This window comes from Aulosira sp. FACHB-615 (assembly GCF_014698045.1).
In the GTDB taxonomy this organism is placed as follows: domain Bacteria; phylum Cyanobacteriota; class Cyanobacteriia; order Cyanobacteriales; family Nostocaceae; genus Nostoc_B.
Genome location: NZ_JACJSE010000002.1, coordinates 38,205 through 59,762, shown reverse-complemented (window position 1 = coordinate 59,762; position 21,558 = coordinate 38,205). Strand labels below are relative to the sequence as shown.

The 21,558-nt window shown below is 41.2% G+C and carries 23 protein-coding genes; 7 read left to right on the top strand and 16 right to left on the bottom strand.

The window, feature by feature from the left end:
- Positions 1-98: 98 nt before the first annotated feature.
- On the top strand, positions 99-1,589 hold the full coding sequence (locus H6G77_RS02685; protein ID WP_190870760.1) for a caspase, EACC1-associated type: 1,491 nt from the start codon (positions 99-101) through the stop codon (positions 1,587-1,589).
- A 108-nt stretch (positions 1,590-1,697) separates the two neighbouring features.
- Positions 1,698-2,171 (top strand): hypothetical protein, encoded by a 474-nt coding sequence (locus H6G77_RS02680; RefSeq protein ID WP_190870759.1) that lies wholly within the window; start codon positions 1,698-1,700, stop codon positions 2,169-2,171.
- A gap of 209 nt (positions 2,172-2,380) precedes the next feature.
- On the opposite strand, the gene H6G77_RS02675 is transcribed toward H6G77_RS02680, so the two are convergent.
- Positions 2,381-2,701, bottom strand: a complete 321-nt coding sequence (locus H6G77_RS02675; protein ID WP_190870758.1) for a hypothetical protein — start codon at positions 2,699-2,701, stop codon at positions 2,381-2,383.
- Positions 2,702-2,762: 61 nt separating this feature from the next.
- The gene (locus tag H6G77_RS02670; protein ID WP_190870757.1) at positions 2,763-3,383 is read right to left on the bottom strand and encodes a hypothetical protein; all 621 of its coding nucleotides are present in this window, start codon (positions 3,381-3,383) and stop codon (positions 2,763-2,765) included.
- 329 nt (positions 3,384-3,712) lie between these two features.
- On the opposite strand from H6G77_RS02670, the gene H6G77_RS02665 reads away from it, so the two are divergent.
- Entirely contained in the window at positions 3,713-4,195 is a 483-nt protein-coding gene (locus tag H6G77_RS02665; protein WP_190593092.1) for a hypothetical protein, read from the top strand.
- Between the two features lie 232 nt (positions 4,196-4,427).
- Positions 4,428-4,883: a hypothetical protein gene (locus H6G77_RS02660; RefSeq protein ID WP_190870756.1), complete on the top strand. Its 456-nt coding sequence runs from the start codon at positions 4,428-4,430 to the stop codon at positions 4,881-4,883.
- A gap of 302 nt (positions 4,884-5,185) precedes the next feature.
- On the opposite strand, the gene H6G77_RS02655 is transcribed toward H6G77_RS02660, so the two are convergent.
- From H6G77_RS02655 to H6G77_RS02620, 8 genes are all read right to left on the bottom strand, one after another.
- Positions 5,186-5,848, bottom strand: coding sequence for a Na(+)/H(+) antiporter subunit B (locus H6G77_RS02655; RefSeq protein WP_190593108.1), 663 nt, complete (start codon positions 5,846-5,848; stop codon positions 5,186-5,188).
- Positions 5,848-6,438 (bottom strand): DUF4040 domain-containing protein, encoded by a 591-nt coding sequence (locus H6G77_RS02650; RefSeq protein WP_190593090.1) that lies wholly within the window; start codon positions 6,436-6,438, stop codon positions 5,848-5,850. The genes H6G77_RS02655 and H6G77_RS02650 overlap by 1 nt, the downstream gene beginning before the upstream one ends.
- On the bottom strand, positions 6,431-6,709 hold the full coding sequence (locus tag H6G77_RS02645) for a monovalent cation/H(+) antiporter subunit G (protein WP_190593107.1): 279 nt from the start codon (positions 6,707-6,709) through the stop codon (positions 6,431-6,433). The genes H6G77_RS02650 and H6G77_RS02645 overlap by 8 nt, the downstream gene beginning before the upstream one ends.
- 6 nt (positions 6,710-6,715) lie before the next feature.
- A complete protein-coding gene (locus H6G77_RS02640; protein WP_190593089.1) occupies positions 6,716-6,982 on the bottom strand; it encodes a hypothetical protein in 267 nt (88 codons plus the stop codon).
- Positions 6,979-7,368 (bottom strand): Na+/H+ antiporter subunit E, encoded by a 390-nt coding sequence (locus tag H6G77_RS02635; protein WP_190870755.1) that lies wholly within the window; start codon positions 7,366-7,368, stop codon positions 6,979-6,981. Before H6G77_RS02635 ends, H6G77_RS02640 begins: the two co-directional genes overlap by 4 nt.
- On the bottom strand, positions 7,353-8,789 hold the full coding sequence (locus tag H6G77_RS02630; protein ID WP_190675496.1) for a cation:proton antiporter: 1,437 nt from the start codon (positions 8,787-8,789) through the stop codon (positions 7,353-7,355). The genes H6G77_RS02635 and H6G77_RS02630 overlap by 16 nt, the downstream gene beginning before the upstream one ends.
- Positions 8,786-9,121: an NADH-quinone oxidoreductase subunit K gene (locus H6G77_RS02625; protein WP_190593086.1), complete on the bottom strand. Its 336-nt coding sequence runs from the start codon at positions 9,119-9,121 to the stop codon at positions 8,786-8,788. The genes H6G77_RS02630 and H6G77_RS02625 overlap by 4 nt, the downstream gene beginning before the upstream one ends.
- 506 nt (positions 9,122-9,627) lie before the next feature.
- Positions 9,628-10,098 carry a hypothetical protein gene (locus H6G77_RS02620; RefSeq protein ID WP_190870754.1) on the bottom strand — a complete coding sequence of 157 codons (471 nt, stop codon included), beginning with the start codon at positions 10,096-10,098 and terminating at the stop codon, positions 9,628-9,630.
- Positions 10,099-10,316: 218 nt separating this feature from the next.
- Here H6G77_RS02620 and H6G77_RS36150 point away from each other — a divergent pair, with 218 nt between their 5' ends.
- Positions 10,317-10,442: a hypothetical protein gene (locus H6G77_RS36150; protein WP_277880542.1), complete on the top strand. Its 126-nt coding sequence runs from the start codon at positions 10,317-10,319 to the stop codon at positions 10,440-10,442.
- A gap of 457 nt (positions 10,443-10,899) precedes the next feature.
- Here H6G77_RS36150 and H6G77_RS02615 read toward each other — a convergent pair whose 3' ends face one another.
- From H6G77_RS02615 to H6G77_RS02595, 5 genes are all read right to left on the bottom strand, one after another.
- Positions 10,900-14,061, bottom strand: coding sequence for a pentapeptide repeat-containing protein (locus tag H6G77_RS02615; protein ID WP_190870753.1), 3,162 nt, complete (start codon positions 14,059-14,061; stop codon positions 10,900-10,902).
- A 417-nt stretch (positions 14,062-14,478) separates the two neighbouring features.
- On the bottom strand, positions 14,479-14,859 hold the full coding sequence (locus H6G77_RS02610) for a DUF423 domain-containing protein (RefSeq protein WP_190593082.1): 381 nt from the start codon (positions 14,857-14,859) through the stop codon (positions 14,479-14,481).
- 21 nt (positions 14,860-14,880) lie between these two features.
- Positions 14,881-15,369 (bottom strand): hypothetical protein, encoded by a 489-nt coding sequence (locus H6G77_RS02605; RefSeq protein ID WP_190593081.1) that lies wholly within the window; start codon positions 15,367-15,369, stop codon positions 14,881-14,883.
- 207 nt (positions 15,370-15,576) lie between these two features.
- Entirely contained in the window at positions 15,577-16,263 is a 687-nt protein-coding gene (gene bchM, locus H6G77_RS02600; protein ID WP_062290560.1) for a magnesium protoporphyrin IX methyltransferase, read from the bottom strand.
- On the bottom strand, positions 16,244-16,399 hold the full coding sequence (locus H6G77_RS02595) for a hypothetical protein (protein ID WP_190593080.1): 156 nt from the start codon (positions 16,397-16,399) through the stop codon (positions 16,244-16,246). Before H6G77_RS02595 ends, bchM begins: the two co-directional genes overlap by 20 nt.
- A gap of 353 nt (positions 16,400-16,752) precedes the next feature.
- Here H6G77_RS02595 and eno point away from each other — a divergent pair, with 353 nt between their 5' ends.
- On the top strand, positions 16,753-18,030 hold the full coding sequence (gene eno / locus H6G77_RS02590) for a phosphopyruvate hydratase (protein WP_190593079.1): 1,278 nt from the start codon (positions 16,753-16,755) through the stop codon (positions 18,028-18,030).
- 53 nt (positions 18,031-18,083) lie between these two features.
- Here eno and argC read toward each other — a convergent pair whose 3' ends face one another.
- Positions 18,084-19,142: an N-acetyl-gamma-glutamyl-phosphate reductase gene (gene argC / locus H6G77_RS02585; protein ID WP_190593078.1), complete on the bottom strand. Its 1,059-nt coding sequence runs from the start codon at positions 19,140-19,142 to the stop codon at positions 18,084-18,086.
- Positions 19,143-19,551: 409 nt separating this feature from the next.
- Between argC and ribBA the strand changes: the two genes are divergently transcribed.
- Complete coding sequence (gene ribBA, locus H6G77_RS02580) at positions 19,552-21,321, top strand: bifunctional 3,4-dihydroxy-2-butanone-4-phosphate synthase/GTP cyclohydrolase II (protein ID WP_190593077.1); 1,770 nt, start codon at positions 19,552-19,554, stop codon at positions 21,319-21,321.
- Positions 21,322-21,558: the final 237 nt, after the last annotated feature.

Sequence of the window (21,558 nt, the reverse complement as noted above, 5' to 3'; positions counted from 1 at the left end):
ATAAATGGGGGAAACTTAGGGTTAAAGCTGATAGTCGTCAAAAATTAGTAGTAAAAATTGAGCCATCTCAAACATTTGTAACAGGGTAAGTAGCTAAAATGTCAAAATTAGCTTTACTAATTGGTGTAAGTGAATACACACAAGGGTTAAATCCCTTACCTGCTGCGACAAAAGATGTGGAAGCTGTACAGAGGGTTCTCCTACATCCTGAAATGGGGAATTTTGATAGTGTGCAACCACTGATTAACCCTGAACCATTAGCAATGCAGGAAGCAATTGAGAACCTTTTCGCTAACCGTAAACGAGATGATTTAGTGTTACTCTTTTTTTCCGGTCATGGGATTAAAGACTCTAGTGGAAAACTTTACTTTGCTACTCGTCTCACCCGCAAAACATCTCAAGGAGAATTAGTTAAAGCTACGGCTGTTCCTGCAACTTTTGTGCATGACATCATGAGCAACAGTCGCTCACGACATCAAGTCATTATTCTTGACTGCTGCTTTAGCGGAGCCTTTGCAGAAAACTTGTTAGCTAAGGATGATGGTTCAATCAATGTGAACAATCAGTTAGGAGGTGAAGGGCGAGTTGTACTGACTTCCTCAACTTCTACTCAATACTCTTTTGAGCAAAAAGGCACAGAACTATCAATCTATACCCAGTATTTAGTAGAAGGAATTGAAACCGGGGCTGCGGATTCCAACAGCGATGGAGCGATCGCAGTAGATGAATTACACAACTATGCTAAACAAAGAGTACAAGAAACTGTCCCGGCAATGAAGCCAGAAATTTATGCAGTTAAAGAGGGCTTCAAAATTTTGCTTGTTAAAGCTGGGATTCGTGATCCACAACGAAGATATCAAAAAGAAGTTGAAAGAGTTTTGACTGATGGCAATATCTTTCCACCAGATCGCCGTTATCTTGATGAATTATCGAGTCAACTAGGAATCTCTCAAGTTGAAGCTAATTATATTGAAATTGCAGTGTTAGAAGCCTATAAAAACTATCAAAATAACTTGGAACAATATAAGCAGATTTTTTTACATAACATCCAACGTGAATCTACTTTAAGTGAAATAACTCGTCATAAGCTCAATCAATTCATAGAGCGTTGGGAGCTTAAATACGAGGATATCTTACTAATAGAAAATCAAATTACGCAACAATTAAAAGTTGCACAAATAGCTGAAAAACCTTATAATCCTGTTCCTATCTTTGCAAAATCATCAAATTTAAAGTCACAACCGAGAAGTTCTAATTCCTGGGTTGGTGTAGTGATAGTTTTCATTGCTCTCAGCTTTCCCTTAACAGTTGGGTGGGGAGTATTTCGTTTTATCACATCAATTTTTCCAGAAATTTCTATCCAACAAGAGCCGGAAATTACACAAGCTGAGTATGAAGCAGTAAAATATGGAATGACCTACGAAGAAGTTGCAAAAATCATTGGTTCACCGGGAACAGAATCTGGTGGAAGTCAATCGGGCTCTGGCACAATAATCACCCGTTATAAGTGGAAAAAAGGCTTTCCCAAACCTGATGTGACTCTGACATTTAAGAATAATAGATTAATAGATAAAGGGATGTGGTGGTAAAGTTCACTTTAAGTTCGATGAACACATTCAGTATATTGGATGGGGTAACAAAACTCAATATTATCCAGACTGTGTTGGGTTACGCGATCGCTATGAAGTGGTATAACTATGACCCTAAATATATTTATAGACTATAAACTCATCAACGATTTGCAGTGGCATATAGTTGAAATGTCACCTGAAGAATATTTTGATACTAGTTTGTTAGAAGAAGGTGAACAATTAATATGGAACAGTATTCCAGAATATAATCATGCTATTGAATATTTAAACATTGACCCATCTTTAGTATCTGATACAAGAATTAGAGTTCAAGACAGTGAGTCTTTAAAAACCTTAACAATAACAACAACATTTTGGAATAATGGAAATAATTTTATTATTGAGCGTATTGATAATGCTCTAGATAAAGCTAAGTATGTGATGATAATACAGACTAAATTACAAGAAGATCCGACAATATGGGAAATTATGAGATTTAAGAAGAAAAGTGATGTACTTGAGCTTGAATTTCACACTTTCATCAGAGAAAATGAAGACGGATCTCAGACAGAGAAAAAGATTTTTCCCAAGGAAATTTGATATGGTAATTAGCTTTTATGTAGCAAGCACAAAAAGCTTTTTATCTTGGAGGATATTGGAGTGCGATCGCCATCCTTTTTACTCTAATATTCTTTATAGCAATTCAAAAAATTCTTACCATAAATTTAGGTTGGGTGGAAAAATAAAAATCAACATTATCCAGCCTTTGTTGGGTTACGCTATCGCTCCGCCCAACCTACGAATTGGTATTACTTATTCACAAAATAATGTTGTTGAAAGTAATCGATGACTTCTCTAGGAGTATAATTATAATCATATTCTCTAACCCAATCCTGAAATTTATTAGCTTCTACCTGCAAAACTTCAAAATAATGAACTCTTAGCGCCACTCTAAACGGCATTTCATGGTGATAAAAGTCATCATCATGTATGTTTAAATTTTTTTTATAGTAGCTGTTGATAAATTCTACAGCTAAATCATCTGTATAGGCGAAGTATTTCTTGAGACACCAGACAACTATTTGAAATAATCGTACAGTGTCTGCATCAGTCTGAAATGAGAAATTCATTATTTTTCATTCCAATTAAATATAATTATTTTGGCGAAATTTTTAATTATTTCCTAACCAATCAAAAATCAATATAATCCGAAAAATCGATAATACAGCGCCTATTTTTTAAAGCTACAAGTAACCATTCTTCATCATCCAATTCATTGTAATGTATGTAACCATCACAAAACGGCTGAACATGATTAGGTTCCAGCAGCAGTAATTCCCAAAATGCTTTGGCAATAGATTGATATACTTCCGTTAATGAAGTATCTGGAATAAACCGTAACCCAACACTTAAATCATAGTCTTCACAAACAAATGGATATGCTACCCAGTCATGATTGACAGAAGATTGCTGACAAGCCATGAATGTTTGCTCTAGTAGTGCGTATTTATAGTCCGCAAATGGCAAACTTAAAGGTGTAAAGCCAAATATTGCCGGAATTCTACCACGCACCCATACAGCATCAGCGATTTTGCCGCATTTGTGACGACAACGGTTGATAATTTTTGGTAATTGATTGTCTATGTAGTCTGTTAGCGGAAATGTGGGAGTTTCTTCTGGTCTACGATAAGGTCTAATGTTTATTCCATCGTATAATTCGCCTAAAACCGGGACAAACACAAATCTGTTATATTCAGCAGCTCGTCCCAGAACTCGCCATAAATATCCATGTTTGATAGTAAGAGAAACCATTGATTACATTAGGTTTATTAACTCGCTGTGATTAAGCGAACATGATATGAGATGGATAGGAAAGACAGGCGCTTAGGCTAGAGAAATATACCTCACTGGAGTGAAAACCTCTATATATAGGCGTAGTTAGATATTTTAGGACAATGTGAAAGCTTAAATGCTAGGCATAGTAATACTTTTGCCTTCTGCCTTCTACTATATAAAAAAGTTTACAAAAAAAACTAAAGCATCTGTGTTTTTTCGTATTTTTTTGGGAATGCTAATGTGGAAGCGATTTTCAGCCTTAGAGATTGCTTTTTGACACAGTATCAAACTTTTATAGGATTTTTATGTCTAGACGTTTGCCTAAAGGCCGTAGCGCCAGTTCAGTGGCTTTAGAACCAGAAGTTGCGATCGCTCTGATCGGACTATTCTCCGCCGCATCTGATGGTGAAGGTATTTCTAACGCAGAAGAATATGCCTTGAGCGAAATGCTGGGCGAAATTGCCCAATTTGAAGATTATGAGGAAGAAGACTTTGACGAATTAGGCGAAACCTTAACCAGCCTCCTAGAAGAAGAAGATCCAGAAGAATTAATTGTCAAAGCAATTGAATCATTACCCAACAGAGGTTATCGGGAAGCTGCATACATCACCGCCATTTTGGTAGTAGGTATTGATCAAGAAGTACCTGATGAAGAACAAAATTATATTTCGGAGTTACAAGAAGCGTTGAATATTTCCAACGAACGCGCTCAAGAACTCATAGATGAAATATTTGGCTCAGACGAAGACGAAGAAGACGACGAAGAATGTGACGATGACGAAGAATAAATTTTAAGTTTTAATCTTAGCCGCGATGGGTTAGGCGATCGCTAACCCACCGCAAACAAAATTAAACTCCCATCATCCGCAACCTTCAGGGTGCTTTCTACCATTTTTTCACAGCCAGATTATTTCTGAGCGATCACTCCTCAGAATTTACCAGTTGTTTGGAGATGGTGTTTAAAGAAGTTTGCCGTTCAAGCAGTATGATTCTTAGAGGAAACTTTTGATTAATAAATTTATGTCTAAAACAAAACTATTCTCTGGACTTACTCTCAGTTTAATAATAGCTTTATTCTCCAGTTATCCAACTGTTGCTCAAGAAATATACATTGACAATAACTGTAAACAAAATCAGCAATTAAATGAATTTGACAGGTTTACTGTTTTCTATAAATCCCAATTTCAAACCAAAGGGCAAACATATTGGTTCTACTCAGGTAGGTATCAAGATGGAAGTCCTATTGTTTGTATTTCAAAACCAGGATTTAAACAAGCAAAACCTTTAAACATAAAACAAATACAGTCTGGTTACATTGATAAAATCAGCAAAGACCCACGCAATAAAACAGCCTTTCTCGTTACCGTCCGCGAGGGTAATGGTTCCTATGTCCCAATATTCCAATACCGACTCAATTTGTCAACACCTTCTAAACCTGCACTAACTAAACTACGAAGTTGGACATCAGGAGAGTAGTTACTTTATTCCGGTGGGCAGGTAGCGATCGCAAGTTTACTATGTATTTTTGAGTATGGGAATAAAACTACCACTAATCAGTGCGTCTATCTCGTCGTATGCTAATTCAAGTTATTTTTTAATTAAAAATTTTAGTCTTATTTTCCATAATGTAGCATTGATATAAATTTGTATATCAATGCTACATTACTGCACTATTGATATGTGCCGTACAAGCATATAGGTAATAGAAGCTTGAGACTAGAAGAACATACCTCACTAGGATGAAAGTCGCTGTCTCTGTGATTGTCTGAAATTTTTTATTACAACAATCCCCGATAACGAATAAAAATCAAAATCACCGCCCAGGAACCCAAAGCAACTTTAACTGCAACTAAGAGATTGAGTAGGGGAATAAAACCGCCACTAATCAGTGCGCCCATCTCTCCATGCGGTAATTCCACTCCAGACAAATTAATCACTGCCAAAACCACAAAAACTAATACCGAAATTTTCTCCCATGTAGCAGCTTGCCAGCGTTGGTAAATTGCTTGCATCCACTCTGGGGATGAGGTAATTGCCACTAAGCCAATTGCTGTGCCACCAGCTACACCCGCCGCAAAACCACCACCAGGGCTGAGGTGTCCGCGAATCCCTAGTTCGATACTGACTAAAGCCGCGATAGTCGCACCCAACCTTGCCAATACAATTGATGGTTGATCGGTGAAACGATAGATTGTGGTGGATGGTTTCTCATTCGCCAGTAAAAAATTAGCCCCCATGATGGCGATTGTAAATACCACCACTTCAAAAATAGTGTCATATAGACGATTGCGAAAAATAATCCCTGACACGGCATTTGGTATGCCACTATCTTTAACAACCACTTCCAAGATTGAGATATCTGGTAAATCCAAGGTAGGATTAGCAATAAACAGAAATTTGCCAAACAAAGCGATTCCGGCAATAATGTAGAGCCATTTCATCATGAATGCTCTCCCAAAACAGGTGTTTTTAAATCTGGTGTGTTGGTTGGTGATGTACTGACATAGCTCAAACTGGTAATTGGTGATTTCAGTTGAGTGTGTATGATGTCATAAATGCGGCGGATTCTGGTGATGGTGTGATATGGTTGCGTTTCTTCATCTTGAGGATCATGTTTTGCCTGTGGTAGACAAATCGCATGGACTTCTTTGTGATTTAACGCCTGATTTAAGGTTTCTATATCTGTGTATGGCACTAGTTCCAGACGCAGATAATAACGTTTGCTAAAAATTGCGCGGAAACTCTCAATCAGTGGCTTAAAGTCTGCATTTTCATCTTCTTGAAGTAATCCCAGACGCAGAACTAGTGATGAACGGACTGCGATCGCATATAAGGTAATCGCCAACATTGTCCCCACCAGCGCCTCGGTTAAGGCCACATCTGCCGCCCCTAAAATGGTATATACAAATGCAGCGATCGCTCCCAAGATTCCCCGCATTACCAAGGCATGGTAGGGGTTGGATTGAAAGATCACCATAGACGCAGCCAAGGGCAGCAGAGGAATGATCACATAGATATAGTTATCAGTCATGGCTTTCCTCACTACTGGAACAGTAAGCCAAAACATATCCCAGCATAGTATTCCACATTGCTAGGGAAATGAACGCCAGGAGCAGTAGGGGCCACTCACTGGGTATCTTCAGTAACAATCCGACAATGATACTCATCGAGCCGAGGGTATCTGCTACTGTCAGACCATGCAGTTTGAATAATACCGAGCGATCGCCCAACAAGGGAAAAGTCCCCCAAAACCAAAAGAAAACGCCTAAACCAATACAGAAATAACTCAGTGCGTTGATGATCATAATTCACTCTTGCAAAACATCACTCATCCGTTTGATGACTTGGGCTAACAGCATCAAGGCTGCATTTCCCACACTCAGGATAATTACACCCACCACACCAATCATCCAATCATCCCGCAAGACAGATACAACTAAAATCATGATGGCTGCTTTGGTGGAAATACTGGCAAATGCCAACATTTTTTGCCAAATATCATCATCCTGCCAAGCTTCATACATGGGGATGAGTAGTGCCGCCATCATGGCAAACAGTAGCAGATTCAAAATCATGTCTGTTTCCTCCGTCTGACCCAGTGGACTTCATACCAGCCTGCTTCGTGATATTTCAAAACAATTGTTTTGGGTGTAAAGGTAATCAAAAAGATATCGAGGAATATTAGCCCCGGAGTGCGGCGTGGTTTGACTTGTTCGAGTGTTACTTCTTCGTAGTTATGGGGACGAAAGATTATTTCAAATGCCTCAATATAAGCTTGGGGAATGGCGACGATGATTTCCCATAGCACACGCAGCCAATCTTTTAACGCGCCTTGGGCTTTAGGAATACCGGGCAGTAACAGGGCGATGCTGATGCCAATAATGATATTTGCCACACTGAAGTTAGCAGTCAGCAAAAACCAAATAGCCAATCGCAATATCAGATTTAGATAGGCAACCATGCAAATCCCTTCCAGAACAGCAGCATTAACACTAAACTCATCACACCAATCAGGTGATCAAATTGCTCCAGTACACGCGGTAGCTTAATTACTAAATGTTTAAAAATTAGCAGGTAAGCTAACCAACCAATACCAATGGTTAAGAGGGGTTTGATGATGTTATCAACGGTGTAAGCTTCGTAATAGGCAATATTGGCGATAAACAGCCCACCAATTAATAAACTCATAGCTGCCCAAAAACTGGCTTTTGTCTTGCCTTCTCCCCCAAAGGGCAGAAAAATGAATTTGGCAAAGGAGATTGCTGTTCCGAGGGCGGCTATATTCATGGCGATCGCTTGCCAAGGTAAAAGATTTTTTGTGGTCAATACCTTCGCCCCAAACCCAGACAACAAGGGAAAGCCAGAAATTGAGAAACTAGCGATTACTAAAGCAATCCACACCGCCGTATTGATTGGTCGATTTTGCAATTCCTTGAAGTTACGACTGGGTAAGCTACCTGTAATCAAAAACAGTGCCGATTTCACCAGTCCATGAGTCAGGGCGTAAAACCCACCGACAATTGGCGCAGCCAGAATAAAACCCAACTGGGAAACTGTGTGAAACGCCAGCATTCGCTTAGTATCTTTTTCAAAGACCGCATAGGACACGCCCAAAAGTGCAGTACCAACCCCAAATATTCTCACTATCGGGTCAACTTCTGCCACCATTAGCGCACATCGCACCAAGGGATAGACGGCTGCTTTCACCACAACTCCCGACATCAATGCCGAGACTGGCGTTTCTGATTCCGAGTGAGTCAATGGCAACCACAAGCCTGATACAAAAATTCCACCCTTTGTCAAGAGTCCCAGAAAAATCAGAGCCAGTGCTTCTGGTGGTGCGACTCGTAAACCTGTAAAACTAAAGGAATGATCCGCCTGATAGACTAACACCGCACCGATGAGATAAAACAGCATTGCCACATTACTGACAAACAAATAGCGCAAGCCTACCCAAATCGAACGATCAGTGCGGGGATAAGCAATCAACAGAAACGCTGCAATGCCACTTACCTCTAGGGCTACGTATAAACTAATCAAATCTGAACCGACAAAGGCAGCATTGACACTACCATGCAAAATGATTGTCTGGGCGTAAAAAAAAGCTGTCTTGTCGCTTTGCCAACAATAAAGAATGACGGCGGCTGTTACCAAAGCATTGGTCAAAATAAAGTAGCCGCTTAATTGGTCTACTGTTAAAGTTACGCCAAAATTATCGAGTAACTTGAGAGTTATGGGCGGTGTGATAAATAGCTGTAAGGCATATACCGCCGAAGCCATAGCCATAGCCAAGGCGAGATAGCGGTCTAGTTTGGGTAGGAGATAAATCACGAACCCAATAAAAAATGGTAAGCCAATCCAGGCGATCGTTATGGTATTCATGGGGTGTTGTTATTCTCGATTTCATTACTTTCCAACGTTGGGTTATCCCGTGCTAGTTTCATGACACCAACCAGCATTAAGGCTTGAATCGAAAAGCCAATCACGATCGCAGTTAAAATTACAGCTTGCGGCACCGGATCAGCATAAGCCCTTTGTTTAACATCGGAAAGAATCGGCGTAAACAAACCATCCCGTGAAGCAATCAGCACGTAATAAGCAATCACCCCCGTACTCATCACATCCATCGAGATGATTTTCATTACCAAATTTTTTTTGAAAATTATGCCGAAAAATCCGCAAAAAATGGTTGCGAGTATACATGCTTCTAACACGATAATTGCCTGTGGTGTGAGAGTTGAATGTAATTTGTTTTCTAAAAATTCACTATTTATGATGTGTATTTAATTGGTTTTTGTTCTCAACAGAAAATCAATTGCATATACAACAATTGAAGTATGCAAAATTCTGCATACTCCTCAATTCTCCCTAAACAGGAGATGGTTGAGAACATAATTTTCCTTAGACTCTGCTCAACCGTGAATTTAAAATCTAATTCACTTTCAATAAGCATTTTCGCTTATTTTGGCATTTCTTTGTCAGAACTTACCATCTTAATTTATCAAGGATAAGTATTGATATTTATCTATATATCAATGCCAGATCATTGCACTAATAATATATTAAGAGAAACGCTATTTATGAGGAATGATACAAAAAAGAGGGGTGTCAGGGTTTTGAAAACCTACACCCTTACAGGAAAGCCAAAATTCAAAAGTCAGAAAATTTTTGACTTTTAACTTTTGACTTGATTTTACCCCTTGATTTATAACTCTGATGATTAAGTCGCAGAGGGTTTATTACGTTGCTCCTGATAAAACGCCACCACTTTTCGGACGTAAGCAGCAGTAAAACCACTATTGCAACCAGTATAGTTACCAGTCATCCACCAACAGGCGACACCATTAACCGCCGCAGTTTCGTTATTTTTAGTAGCGCGTAATTGTTTGTCTAACTCCCGGCGGGTGATGCAAGAAATAATTTGACGAGCAGTTGCTTGATTATTTTCAAACTGTGTGGGTGTAATTTCTTTTTTTAGGCAAAATTTCGACCAAGCTTTGACTGTACCAGGTTGCACTTGCCAGTCGCTATACAGTCCATCGTTGACTTTACCTGTTTTGGGTGCAGCTTTTCGTAATGCTTCTACCATCGCTGCGACTTGAGTTTCCGACACTGACTGTTGTGCGGGGACAGGTAATGCAGATACCCCAAGGCTAACACTGACAACTAATGTACTAATTAACAATCGCATCAACTTTTTCCTCTTCACTCCAGATTTCAGTTTAGTACCATAAAGAATCGGTACTATAGGAATCCGGTTTGATTTCTGAATTTATTTGTGTAGGTAGGGAATAGGGAATGGGGAGTCGGGAGTAGGAAAGAAGCCTGATCTGAGTGTACTGATTTTTTTCCCAAATCAAATATCAGTCCTATATATGGATTTTCTACTGCAACAATAGGAAACGCAAAGTGTTTGAAACTCGCTCACGAGTATTTGAGACTCATCCACGAGTGTTTGAGACTGACGCGAGAGTATTTGATACTCATTCACGAGTGTTTGGGACTGGTGCGAGAGTTTTTGATACTCGTCCATGAGTGTTTGAGACTGGCGCGAGAGTATTTGAGACTCGCTCACGAGTGTTTGAGACTCACGCGAGAGTGTTTGATACTCATTCACGAGTGTTTGAGACTGGCACGAGAGTGTTTGATACTCATTCACGAGTGTTTGAGACTGGCGTGAGAGTGTTTGATACTCGCCCACGAAATAGAAAAATAAATGTAGGTTGGGTGGAGTGATAGCGAAACCTAACAATACCGAGTTCTTGAAATGTTGGGTTCCATTTTATTCTACCCAACCTACGCCTATATAAATTTTCTACTGACGCGAGAGTATTTGATACTCGCCTATGAAATAGAAAAATAAATGTAGGTTGGTGGAGCGATAGCGAAACCCAACAATACCGAGTTCTTGAAATGTTGGGTTCCATTTCATTCCACCCAACCTACGCCTTTTGTAATTGCGAATTGTGAATTGCGAATTGCAAATTGATTCTCAACTCAGCCCCAACTGTTGCTTTAACGCTTCTGGCACATTAACTGCTGTATCCAGTCCTTTCACATTGTCCCATTTTGTATTTTTGTTCCAGCGAACATCTCCATAAATATCATTGCTGAAGATAGCACCACTGAGGTCTGTATGGCTGAGATTTGCACCTATGAAGTCTGCACCGCTGATATTAACGTGGCTGAGGTTTGTCTCACTGAGGCCTGCGCGGCTGAGGTTTGCGCCACTCAGGTCTGTGCCACCCAGGTCTGCGCCACTCAGGTCTGCACTACTTAGGTCTGCACTACTCAGGTAAGCGTAGTTAATATAGCAACCGCTGAGGTTTGCGTTACCAATGTAAGCACGGTTAAGGTTTGCGCGGTCGAGGTTTGCGCCGCTGAGGTTTGCGTTGATGAGGTCTGTGCGGTTGAGGTTTGCGCCGCTGAGGTTTGCGCCGCTGAGGTTTGTGCCGCTGAGGTTTGCGCCGCTGAGGTCTGTGCGGTTGAGGCCTACACCGTCGAGGTTTGCACTACTAAGGTTTGCGCCACTGAGATTTGCACGGTCGAGGTTTGCGTCGCTGAGGTTTGCACGACTGAGGTTTGCGTCGCTGAGGTTTGCGCCACTGAGATTTACACGGTCGAGGTTTGCACCACTGAGGAATTGTCCTACTAGATTGGTAAAACTACCAAGCTGAATGGCTTCACTGTAGTTAATAATGCGAAGTAACTGGGTTGTCTTGGTATCTTTTTGTGGTTTACCAGATGGATAGAAAATGATTTCTTGTTCAAGATCATCCCGCCCTTGAGCATAGCGGTGTAACTCCAAAAGCAAAATCATCACATTCAACCCAGCATAAATATCTACCTGACGCTGACCTTGCTTAATTCCTTGTTCTTGCAGTAACCGCATCTTTTTCTGGGGAAAGTTTTCTGGCGGTGCGTCAATAAATTCGCCTTCGCACCAACGCCAATAAAAATTTTCCAACCGCTTAAATAACTCTACTGGGCGAAATTCATCACTGGGAATTAACAAACCCATGAGATATTCGACAATTTCTGGTGTGAGTCCACCATAACCGAGTAAATCATAAATTTCCCAGTCCATTGTCTGCTCATCAACATTAAAAGTTCTGCCGCGTTTACCGGGTTCCGTCCATTCTTCCAAACTTTGTTTGATGCGTTCAGCACAGAGAAATTCTCGAATACTTTTATGAAAAAACTCCACACCACCATGATCATTAGACTTGAGATAAAAAGCACCCAACGCAGTTTTTAAGGCTTCTTCTCCTAGTTCTTTTTCTGCTTTAGCAATGAGTTCTTTAGCTTCATCATCTTGCTGCAAACGTGCTTTTACCATCTGCATCGAAGCACTTTCTCCCCCAGACTGTACTACACACACTGCGGCTTCGGCTAAAATGCGGCGTAATGCTTCTGGGTTTTGTCGAGTCAGTTCATAATTTAAATCAAGGTGACGTGAGTCTGCACGCTGTTTAGTTAGTACCCAATTTAATGCTTGTTCATAAACTAATATTTTTGCTTCTGTCTCTGTGGCTTGCTCAAATTTATTAATATCTAAGGTGTCATCTCGGTGCATTGCTGTCAGCATATACAGCAACAGTGGTTCTTTGGCTAACTCCGTAATTTGCTGAGGACATAATTGTTCATTTTGAAAAGTGAAGAAATTTTTATTTTTTAAAACTTCTATAGATAATTTGTTTTGTCTTATAGATATTGCTTTTTTATCTGTGGGAAGCAGAAAATCCATAAAGTCTAATGTTTTCTGGGTAGAGAATTTTCTGTACCATTTCTCAAACCATTTTTCTTGTAATTCCAGATCCATTTCGGCAATTTCCACCCGTTCCAAGTTAGGTGGTAGGCGGTCAATGCCATGTAAAGCCATTTGTCTACCTGTAATGATGACTCGATGACCCGCTTTATTATCTTGGTAGTCATTTTGAAATGTCCCGACTTGGCGAAGAAATCTTTCTACACTTTGGTTATTGCCGCGCTCAATTCGCAATTCATCAAAGCCATCTAAAATAAATAAAAATCTGGTATTTCTATCTGTTAGCCAGCCATCATCACTTTGCGCGAAATCTGCTTTAATTCGGGAGCGCAAAGTTTCTTCTAAACTTGGTTGAAATTCATCAATATCACGCAGCCGAATTAAAATTGGTGTCCATAGAGGGTGTAAATTCTGCCGCACCCAATCAGCAAACATCCGACAAAAAACACTTTTACCTCTCCCCGGCCCGCCTTGAATAAACATCACTTGGCGTTGTGTATTCGGGCTGGTAGCAAGGATAAGAGTTTTAGCCCAGGTTTCTAAATCAAAAGGTTCTGTTTTAGTATCTAATTTGCCATTTTTATCTACATTTCTGGCTTTTAATGGTACATAAATATCTTTAAAAGAAAAGTCTTCGTTAAAAACCTTTTCTTCTGGTTTAGTGGCAATCTGACTCTTTAAATATTCATCAATACTTTGAAATTTCTGCTGTGTTTTTTGCCATTCACCAAAAGAAACTTCAATCACATTTTTGGTAACATCACCTGATTCTATCCAAGCTTTGACTAAATATCGCTGGGTATTCCAAACGACTCGTTCTGTCAAATTTTCAGCCTCAGATATATTTGCAGATGCTAACCTTGCCAATAATACTTGATTAAAAGCTTGGGCTAACTGTGATTGATGAAAACAGTTGATTGTTTTAGTGGCAGCTTCATAATCTAATTCAATATCGTTGAGTTTTTGTAGTTGTTGGCGGACTGCTGCATCACTCTGAAAATGAGCATCCCAATTGACATTAATATCTGAAGATAAAATTTCTTTAACGCTTTCTAAATAAGCAATTTGACTAACTATAAATACACAATCTTCTAGCGTCGGTTGTTCCTGGCTGTTTTGGCGACACAATTTCAGCAAAGCAATGCCCATCGGTACAAACGGTAAACCTGCGCCTATCACCTGCGCCAACGGTGAACACAACACATCTAATAAAGAAGATGAATTTTGCAGTAGAGGTTTTAAAACTTCTAAATTTGCACCATTTTCTTGAAGAGTTTTTGCCGCATCTAAAAATGTTTTGCTAGTGTCAATTGTGGTATTAAGACTTTCCTCAACAGAGAAAGATTGCCGCAACCGTTCCCAGATTTGTGACCAGCGCCTTGTCATTGGCAGAGACCCGCAAAATTACCGATATTTTAGAGGGTAGCTTAGAGGACGTGTGAGAAACATGAAATATTTGTTTTAATCTCCTTGAGCCTCACTTTAAAAAGCTACAGTGTACACACAAGTCTTATACCATTTTGGATTTTAGATTTTAGATTTTGGATTGGATAAGGGTTGATCGGTAAGCTTTTGAGCCATCAATCTGTCGCAATCATTTTTTAATTTGGTATTACTCAAGTTGCCTAGTAGCATTTCGATCCCCCCTAACCCCCCTTTTTAAGGGGGGAATTTTCCTCAAGTCCCCCTTTTGAAGGGGGATTTAGGGGGATCTAAAAGTCTTCAATAAACACGAAAAATCTTTTAGAAATCCTTGGCAAATTACTACTCATAGAACTCTGTGTCTCTTGGTGTTGAAAAACTTCAGAATTTCAAATTCCAAGCTGCAATAGCCAAAGCAGCCCAGCCAGCGATAAAGGCGACACCGCCAAATGGTGTAATTGCGCCTAAATATTTCACACCAGTTACGCTCAAAGCGTATAAACTACCAGAGAAAATCGCAATACCGATAATAAATAGCCAGCCACTAGCAATTAAAGTAGTTGGAGGTGATTCGAGGCGACTAATGAGGAGAGCAACTACTAAAAGTGCTAGGGCATGGTACATTTGGTAGCGAGCGCCAGTTTCAAAAATAGACAGCGATCGCTCACTAATATGATCTCGCAAAGCATGGGAAGCAAAAGCCCCAGCCGCAACGGCTAACCCAGCTAAAACGGCAGCTATACTCAAAAAAATCTGCGTCATCAGAATTACTTGGCAACAGATTTAAACATCAAAATGATATGATACAGAACCTTCTTCGTTGACTTTAAAATTCGCATTGAATTCTTTAGCTTTTTCGTCTAAAAATTCCCGCGCCACAGATGCAGGTAACTGTGACTGCATTGCAAAACCCAAAACAGTAACTCTGCCATGATTTTGCTGTAACATTTGATAGAAAATTGATTGTAGGCGATCGCTTGCTTGTTGTTGAAGTGCTTTTTGTTCAGTCTTACTCCGGCGGTATAAAGATAAACTCAACCAACCACCCAACACCATTGTCGGCACACCAAATATAAAACCTTGTCTTGCTGTCGTATCCAGCATAAAAAGAGCTTCTTTATTCACAAAATCATGTCCTGAATCTGCATCATTCCCTGACGGCAAAGGTCTTAGCATCGTATTTTTTTCCATTACCGCAGAGACTGAAAGTGTCAAAAACATGAATCCGAGTGTCAGTAACCAACCCGCCGCCAATTTTTCAGCAGTTTTCATAACTCGATTTTAAATTTAGGCTTTGCTTGTGATTTTAACTTCACTTTCATCAACGTTCCAGTCTATAAGTCAATACAGTTCAGTTAAAGGGAAAAAATAGAAAAAAAGTCGGTGTAGGAAAAAAATCGAACATCCGCGCATACTTTGTTGGGTTTCGCTATCGCTCCACCCAACCTACTTTTCTCCTCAGCACTCAGCACTCAGCACTTACTTGCGTGTAGCTTCCAGTAAGCGAGAGAAATAGAAGCGAGTTTTAGTCATTTCTTGACGCTGGACTGTAAAGCCATTTTTCTCGATAATCTTGACTACATCAGCTTCGCGGTGCAGATAAGCGCGAGTTGTTTTACTTGCACCGGGGAAGAAACTACCAATTTTCTTGAGTAAACTGAGGGCGCAAGTTTTGGGGGCAAAACTGATGATTATCCGTGATTCTGCCAAAGAACAAAGGTGAGAAATCATTTCATCGGCTTTGTCTTGGGGGTAGTGGATAAGCACATCCAAGCAAATTACGGTGTGGTAATTGCCTGTCAAAGATTCTAAATCTTGGACAGCAAAAGTGGGATTGGAGGCGTTTCCTAAAGCTTGTATGGCTCTTTGCTTGCCTTCTTCCACCATTTTTTCAGAAATATCGCTGGCAAAAACCTTAGCCCCTTCCGTTGCCAAGGGAATGCTCAGACTACCTACACCGCAGCCAGCATCACAGATTGATAGCTCAGATAAATTGCCATCATTTTTCAGCCAGCCGATAACTTTATCCACGGTTTGTTGATGACCGTAGCGGATGTCTAGCTGGACTTTATTGACTTCGCCATCACCATAAATCCGCTTCCATCGGTCAAACCCTGTGGAATTGAAATACTCACGAACAATCGTTTTATCGTCGGCTGCGTTCATAAACTTCGATTTTTAAGGGTTCCCAATCCTTAAAATTATCATTGTTGGCAGCAAGAGCGATCGCTTTCATCGAAAAACTTCCGGCGGAATAGGTGACAGGGGTGAAGGGTGCAGGGGAAGAATGTTTACTCAGCACTTTCAACTCAGCACTCTACATGGCTTACTGTTGACTTTTGACTCAGAAATAATCCAAAATCCAAAGTTCGCATATCCTAAAGGGATTTACCGCAAGATTAGAACAATGTTGATTGCGCGGAACTCTGAAATAACTGACTTGATACTCAGCACTCAGCGAGAAGTTGCGTGCGGGGGTTCCCCCCGTTGAGCAAACTTCGGTGACTCAGCACTCAGCACTTTAACTATATCTGGAAATCTTCTTTAATCTCAGCCCATCAGGTCGCTGAACAGCCTATGCTAACGGTTAGGTTAATCCACTGGACTTAAGGCGCTCAACTCTAAGAACGCACTCGAATAAAGGACAAAGCACAGATGAGTAACATTGTAGATACAGCCATTGAGGCAATTGTCGCACGGGAAATTCTCGATTCACGGGGTAGACCCACCGTTGAAGCCGAGGTGCATTTGCTAAATGGTGCTGTGGGACTAGCACAGGTTCCCAGTGGAGCCTCTACAGGAACTTTTGAAGCTCACGAACTGCGGGACAATGATAAAAGCCGCTACGGTGGTAAAGGTGTTCTCAAGGCAGTACAGAACGTCAAAGAAATCTTAACTCCCAAGTTGTTAAATTTGGATGCGTTGAACCAAGAATTAATCGATCGCACAATGATTGCGGTAGATGGTTCACCAAACAAAGCTAATTTAGGCGCGAATGCGATTTTGGCTGTTTCCCTCGCAGCAGCCAAAGCCGGTGCGGAATCTTTGGGTATCCCCCTTTATCGCTATTTAGGCGGCCCTTTGGCGAATTTATTACCAGTCCCGTTGATGAATGTGATTAATGGTGGCGCACACGCAGCGAACAACGTGGATTTTCAAGAGTTTATGATTGTCCCCATTGGTGCATCTTCTTTTAAAGAAGCTTTACGTTGGGGTGCGGAAGTATTTGCCACTCTCAGCAAAGTTTTGGATGACAAAGGCTTGCTGACTGGGGTGGGTGATGAAGGCGGTTTTGCGCCTAACCTAGAGTCCAACCAAGTCGCTTTAGAATTGCTGGTGGCGGCGATTGAAAAAGCAGGTTACAAGCCAGGGGAACAAGTCGCTTTGGCGTTAGATGTGGCAGCCAGCGAATTTTACAAAGATGGTCAGTATGTTTACGATGGTAAACCCCACTCTCCCGTTGAGTTCATCAATTATTTAGGACAATTAGTTGACCAATACCCAATCGTGTCAATTGAAGATGGGTTGCACGAAGAAGACTGGTCTAACTGGCAATTGCTGACCGAGAAAATTGGCTCACGGGTACAATTGGTAGGGGATGACTTGTTTGTCACTAATGCTACCCGCTTGCGGAAAGGTATTGAAACTAAAGCTGGTAACGCCGTGTTGATTAAACTCAACCAAATTGGTTCTTTGACGGAAACCTTAGAAACAATTGACATGGCAACTCGCAACGGTTTCCGCTCAGTCATCAGCCATCGTTCCGGTGAAACCGAAGACACAACAATTGCTGACCTCGCAGTAGCTACCCGCGCTGGTCAAATTAAAACAGGTTCTCTGTGCCGCAGCGAACGTGTAGCTAAATACAACCGTTTACTGAGAATTGAAGATGAATTAGGAGATCGCGCCATTTATGCTGGTACGGTGAAATAAAGTCTGAAGTCTGAAGTCTGAAATTTCCTACTTCACACTTCTGACTTCATACTTCAAGGATAAAATCCCAACTTGGGCAACCCCAAGGTTTCATCCCAACCCATCATTAAGTTCAAACACTGAATTGCTTGACCCGCTTGGCCTTTAATTAGGTTGTCAATTGCTGACATCACAATTACCCGACCTGTACGCGGGTCAGCTTCTACACCGATGTAACAAAGATTGCTACCACAAGCCCACTTGGTTTGGGGATAAACACCACTGGCACAGATTTTTACCCAAGGGGAATTACGGTAAAAAGCATTGTAAATTGTAATTAAATCATCTCTCGCCAAGCCGGGGTCGCGCAGTGTAGCGTAGACAGTCGCCAAAATGCCGCGCACCATTGGGATGAGGTGGGGTGTAAATTGTACAGTCACTTCATGACCAGCTAATTCGCTACAAATCTGCTCAATTTCCGGGGTGTGACGGTGACGCACAACACCATAAGCAGCTAGGGAATTATCGGCTTCTGCCAGTAATAAATTGACTTTGGCTTGCCGTCCACCGCCGGATGTGCCAGACTTGGCATCGATAATGGCGGTTTCTGGCACAATCAAGCCTTGTTTTAACAGTGGTGACAATGCTAACAAGCTGGCGGTGGGATAACAGCCAGGACAACCAATTAATTGGGCTTCGGCAATGCGATCGCGGTACAGTTCCGGTAAACCATAAACAGCCGTCGCCGCCGCAGTGCGATCGCTTCTTTCTTGTCCATACCAACTGGTGTAAGTTGCCAAATCACTAAACCGATAATCCGCACTCAGATCCAGTACCTTACAGCCTTTTTCTAATAATTGCGGTGTAATTTGGCAAGCCAGACCATTTGGCAGAGACAAAAATACAACCTCACAGCGATGAGCAATTACCTCTGGCTCTACCGCCTCAATTGGCAAATTCACTAGATGAGCCAAATGTGGGTACAAATCCCCAAAAGATTTGCCCGCACTGCTTTCACCGCCTAAATAAACTAGTTCCACCTCTGGATGTTCCATCAGTAATCGAACTAGCTGTACTCCACCGTAGCCTGACGCGCCAACAATCCCAACGGGTACGCGCCTAAAATTGCCCATGATTTTGAAATCCTTATCCGCTTTTGATTAATTTATCAGTCAATGGTCAAAGGTCAAGGGTCATTTGTCATTTGTCCTTTGTTACCTCAGCAGTCTGAATTTATTCTTTGTGAATCTCCCTGTCCCCTTGACTACGACTTTTTAACTATGATTGCACTTTTGTGCTGAACCCTAATTTTAACGGTAGAAGCTAGGCCATGTTATCGAAAGATTGCTAGTACAACGCGGCATAAATTTGGTTAAAAGCTTGTGATATGAGATTTTTGACTTTTTTACCTTGAGCGCAGCCGAAAGGTGAATTTTGACTTCCCCGTAGCGGTACTAGTGTATTCTCCACCGTATAAAGGAGTTACAATCACAATATAGGAATTGTTAAAAAAAATTTACTATCACTAACTGGAAGTTTTTTGTGTCCATGCCTCAACCTACATGGCAGTCTGATAACACTCCCTCTGAAGGCGAAAACTCGCAAATGAGTGTAGCGCCGCAAGTTGGAGAAACCACTGATCATAGTGCTGCATCTCAACCAACTTTTAAATTTGATTCCATCGATGCTGCTTTGGCGGATCTCAAAGCTGGTCGTGTCATTGTGGTGGTAGATGACGAAAATCGGGAAAATGAAGGTGATTTGATTTGTGCGGCTCAATTTGCCACACCTGACATGATTAATTTCATGGCGGTGCAAGCTAGAGGGCTGATTTGTTTGGCGATGACAGGCGATCGCTTAGACGAGCTAGATTTACCGTTAATGGTCACTAACATTACGGACACTAACCAAACGGCCTTCACTGTTAGTATTGATGCTGGCCCCCATTTAGGCGTTAGCACCGGGATTTCTGCCGAAGACCGCGCCAAGACAATTCAAGTCGCCCTCAACCCCGCCACCACACCTTTAGATTTACGTCGTCCTGGGCATATTTTCCCGATTCGTGCCAAAGCTGGCGGTGTTCTCAAACGCGCCGGACATACAGAAGCGGCTGTAGATTTGTCTCGCTTGGCTGGACTTTACCCGGCTGGGGTAATTTGCGAAATTCAAAACCCCGATGGTTCAATGGCGCGGCTACCCCAGTTGATTGAATACGCCAGAAACCACAATTTAAAAATTATCAGTATTGCCGACTTAATTAGTTATCGCCTGCAACATGACCGCCTTGTCATCAGGGAAAGTATTGCTGAGTTACCCACTCAGTTTGGTCATTTCAAAATTTATGCTTACCGCCACACCCTCGATAATTGCGAACACGTTGCCATTGTCAAAGGCGACCCCGCAAATTTCAAAGATGAACCAGTCATGGTGCGGATGCACTCAGAATGTCTAACTGGCGATGCTTTGGGGTCTTTGCGCTGCGATTGTCGGATGCAGTTGCAAGCCGCTTTGAAAATGATTGAAACTGCTAATCAAGGTGTCGTTGTTTACCTGCGCCAAGAAGGTCGAGGGATTGGCTTAATTAATAAACTCAAAGCCTATTCCTTGCAGGATATGGGACTAGATACCGTAGAAGCTAACGAGCGTTTAGGATTTCCGGCTGACCTACGCGACTACGGTATGGGAGCGCAAATGCTGATGGATTTAGGTGTACAAAAAATTCGCCTGATTACAAATAATCCCCGTAAAATTGCGGGGGTTAAAGGCTATGGCTTGGAAGTTGTAGACCGCGTACCGTTATTAATTGAGTCAAACGATTACAATTCCTATTACCTCGCAACCAAGGCGAAAAAACTAGGTCACATGCTATTGCAGACCTACCTAGTCACAATTGCAATTCATTGGCAAGATGACCCCCAATCAGTAACGAAACGTTATGAAAGATTGGAAAAAATACGCCATTTAGCCAAAACCCACGATTTATTATTGCAAGAAGAAGCTCGTCCTTTAGCGATCGCATTATTCGATGAACCATCTTTAACAGTACACTTAGGCTTTGACCAACCAAAAGTTGCAAGTTGTGATTGGTATAAGCAAAACGGTCATCCTTATGTGCAAGCTGTCTGCCAAATTTTGGATCATCTCACCACCTTACCTTACATTCAGAAACTAGAATTTCTGATTTCCTCTGGTTGTGATCCTCTGAGCAATTTGCAAATTCAACTTGATCGGCAAATTTTATCTTCAGATACTTTGCCTTCTGCAATTAGCGATCGCTTGGAAAAACAGAAGATTTATAGCTTTACCAAGTAAAGGACAAGGAGGACAAGGGAGACAAGGGAGAATATTTCTTTTCTACCTTGTCTACCCCCTCTACCTTGTCTCCCCTCACTCCCCACTCCCTTAAATTGGCTATTACTAAACTTAATTTACTGAATTTAATCTTAATATTTATTTGAAATCTACAATAATCACCCTAATTTTCATTACATATAAATTGTATTTTGTAAGTAAATCATCAAAAACATTGACAGGAAATTTACCTATTAA